Origin of the sequence: Pararcticibacter amylolyticus (assembly GCF_003130405.1) — a bacterium.
GTDB lineage: Bacteria > Bacteroidota > Bacteroidia > Sphingobacteriales > Sphingobacteriaceae > Arcticibacter > Arcticibacter amylolyticus.
The window spans coordinates 86,343-89,720 of record NZ_QEAS01000007.1 but is presented as its reverse complement, the minus strand read 5'-3'; the positions used below and the strand labels follow the sequence as shown (position 1 = coordinate 89,720).

Below are 3,378 nucleotides of genomic sequence, written 5' to 3'. Positions count from 1 at the left end.
ATCAACTAAACACGAACCAATTATTGATATATTGGAAATTTTCTTTCTTTTCTTTACGATTTCTATCGGGAAGATATCAGACAATACATTTACTGTGGAAAACTTTTCAGGCAATTGTGGATAATTACACGCCTATATACTTCAAGGCTCAACTGCTTCTTCCCTATGATGCCACAGGGCCTTTCGCGCAAAACAGCCCCTCAACTCAGTTTATGTGATTTCCATGAAATTTTGAATCCAAAAATTTATGTAAGTTTGACGCGTTCAAAAATATTAAATTAGAAATTCTTATGAATTACGACTTGATAGTTATCGGAAGCGGTCCCGGCGGCTATGTCGCTGCGATTCGCGCTTCACAGTTAGGCCTCAAAACAGCCATTGTAGAACGCGAATCTTTAGGCGGAATTTGTCTTAACTGGGGATGTATTCCAACAAAAGCGCTATTGAAAAGCGCACAGGTTTTTGAATATATTCAACATGCTTCTGATTATGGCATTAATGTACAGGGCGGAGAACCTGACTTTGCTGCAGTCGTCAAACGCAGCCGCAGTGTGGCTGAAGGCATGAGCAAAGGTATCCAGTTCCTGATGAAAAAGAACAAGATCGATGTGATCATGGGTGTTGCCAAAATTAAGAAAGGTGGCAAAGTAGAAGTAAAAGGAGCCGATGGTTCCGCAAAAGAGTACTCCGCTAAACACACCCTCCTTGCTACAGGCGCACGTTCACGCGAACTTCCAAACCTCCCACAGGACGGAAAAAAGTTAATTGGCTATCGCCAGGCAATGAATCTCCCCGAACAGCCTAAAAGCATCATCGTGGTCGGTTCAGGAGCTATCGGGATTGAATTTGCGTACTTCTACAATGCAATGGGTACCAAAGTAACCGTTGTAGAGTTTATGGATCGCATTGTTCCGGTTGAAGATGAAGAGATCTCAAAACAACTGGAGCGCAGCCTGAAGAAAATTGGCATCAATATCCTTACCAGTTCAACTGTTGAATCTGTTGATACTTCAGGCACAGGATGCAAAGCACAGGTAAAAACGGCTAAAGGCACTGAGACTCTCGAAGCAGATATCGTCCTCTCAGCTGTAGGTATCACTCCAAACATCGAAAACATCGGACTTGAAGAAGCAGGAGTAAAAACAGATCGCGGCCGCGTTGTGGTAGACGATTTCTATAAAACAAATGTAGAAGGCGTTTATGCGATCGGCGATATCGTAAAAGGACAGGCTCTTGCACACGTTGCATCCGCAGAAGGAATTATCTGTGTCGAAAAAATTGCCGGCCACCATCCTGAGCCGTTAAACTATAACAATATCCCGGGATGTACTTATTGTTCTCCTGAAATTGCTTCAGTAGGATACACTGAAAAAGCAGCAAAAGAAGCCGGATACGAAATCAAAGTAGGTAAATTCCCATTCTCTGCATCTGGTAAAGCCAGTGCTGCGGGGAATAAAGATGGATTCGTAAAGGTTATTTTCGATGCTAAGTATGGTGAATTCCTCGGTGCCCACATGATTGGCGCCGGTGTAACAGAAATGATCGCCGAAGTTGTAGTTGCCCGGAAACTGGAAACTACCGGTATGGAGATTGTCAAGTCTGTTCACCCTCACCCAACTATGAGTGAAGCCGTAATGGAAGCTGCTGCTGACGCTTACGGAGAAGTGATCCACTTGTAATTAATAATTGATTTGTTTGCGATCGGCCATAGCTGTATCATGCATAACACATTAAAACTATAAAAGGAAGAGGTTGTCTTTGATAAGGCAACCTCTTCCTTTTAATTCTCCTCTCCTTCCTGCGTTTATTGCCCTTTAAAATCAAATCCGTCCAAAAAATCAAAAATCTCCTTCAATCGTAAATCCCCATGAAGTTATATTCCATCAATACAGGACTTTTTAAACTCGACGGCGGCGCCATGTTCGGCGTGATCCCTAAAACGATCTGGAGCAAAACCAATCCAGCTGACGAGAATAACCTGTGTACGCTGGCGATGCGCTGTCTCCTGGTTGAAGACGGAAACAGGCTCATTCTCATTGATACAGGGATTGGCAACAAACAGAGTGAAAAATTTTTTAGCCACTACTACCTTCATGGAGAGGACACTCTGGACACCTCACTCGCCCGTCATGGCTTCAGCAGGAATGATATTACAGATGTCTTCCTGACCCACCTTCATCTTGATCACGCCGGAGGAGCAGTTGCTTTTGAAAACGGTGAACTCCAGCCAGCATTCAGCAATGCCGTTTACTGGACAAATGAAAAGCACTGGGACTGGGCCGTTCATCCAAATGAAAGAGAAAAAGCATCCTTCCTTTCCGAGAACATACTACCCCTGATGGAAAACGGGCGCCTTCGTTTTATTCCCTGGCAAAAAGAACAATACCAGTTTACCGATCAGTTCTCCATTCGTTTTGCTCATGGCCATACAAGTGCCATGATGCTGCCACAATTAACATACAAAGACCGGATTATTGTCTTTGTGGCAGATTTACTGCCAACCGCCGGGCATATTCCTGTTCCCTACGTGGCAGGTTACGATGTATTTCCATTGCAATCCATGTCCGAAAAACGCGAATTTCTGCATGAGGCTCAGCAAAATAATTATATTCTCTTCTTCGAACACGATCCCTATGCCGAATGCTGCACCCTCAGGCAAACAGAAAAAGGCATACGAATTGATAAGGTCTTTTCACTGGAAGATATTTAATAACACATACATTTACAGCTGCAACCCGCTAGATGCCCCCCCTGCAATAGAGGATGGATTTCTGAAGGCTGATTGCTGACAGCTGATAGCTCGAACACCATGCAACTCACTCCTGATAATAAACTCAAAAAACTGATCGTCGTAGGCGACCGGATTCTTATTAAACCGCTGAAGCCTGAAGAAAAAACAGCCTCGGGCTTATATCTTCCTCCCGGTGTGGAGGAAAAGGAGAAAGTGCGTCATGGCTATGTTATCAAAACAGGGCCAGGTTATCCAATGCCGTTAATTGCCGATGAAGACGAGGTGTGGAAAGGACGCGACGAACAGGTAAAATATATTCCCCTGCAGGCCCGGGAAGGCGATCTTGCGATCTTTCTGCAGAATGCCGCTACTGAGATCGTATATCAGGATGAAAAGTACTTTATCATTCCACAGGCAGCAGTACTCATGCTCGAACGGGAAGAGGACTTCTGACAGAAAGCCCCCCGGACATTTTACAAACCTGATTTTGTCGACTTTATGTAATATTGTTTATTGCGGAAACCTTAGAATCATCCATACCGTTTACACAATAAAGCACGGGATGTAAACGTTTAATCCGTCTGGACGTTCAAATAATAAATGCATCGCAAAGACCTGAAAATGATGTCTCGTGGAATGATTTTTGC

At 44.0% G+C, this 3,378-nt stretch carries 3 protein-coding genes; all 3 read left to right on the top strand.

What is annotated here, in order from left to right; genetic code table 11:
* The first annotated feature begins 290 nt into the window (after positions 1-290).
* Positions 291-1,679: a dihydrolipoyl dehydrogenase gene (gene lpdA, locus DDR33_RS09780; protein WP_109415599.1), complete on the top strand. Its 1,389-nt coding sequence runs from the start codon at positions 291-293 to the stop codon at positions 1,677-1,679.
* Positions 1,680-1,867: 188 nt separating this feature from the next.
* A complete protein-coding gene (locus tag DDR33_RS09775) occupies positions 1,868-2,710 on the top strand; it encodes an MBL fold metallo-hydrolase (RefSeq protein ID WP_109415598.1) in 843 nt (280 codons plus the stop codon).
* 99 nt (positions 2,711-2,809) lie between these two features.
* The gene (locus DDR33_RS09770; protein WP_109415597.1) at positions 2,810-3,184 is read left to right on the top strand and encodes a co-chaperone GroES; all 375 of its coding nucleotides are present in this window, start codon (positions 2,810-2,812) and stop codon (positions 3,182-3,184) included.
* Positions 3,185-3,378 lie beyond the last annotated feature (194 nt).

What these genes read in the sequence shown, in the direction of transcription:
- DDR33_RS09775 (WP_109415598.1), top strand. Translation starts at nt 1,868, where the DNA reads ATGAAGTTATATTCCATCAATACAGGACTTTTTAAACTCGACGGCGGC.
- DDR33_RS09770 (WP_109415597.1), top strand. Translation starts at nt 2,810, where the DNA reads ATGCAACTCACTCCTGATAATAAACTCAAAAAACTGATCGTCGTAGGC.
- lpdA (WP_109415599.1), top strand. Translation starts at nt 291, where the DNA reads ATGAATTACGACTTGATAGTTATCGGAAGCGGTCCCGGCGGCTATGTC.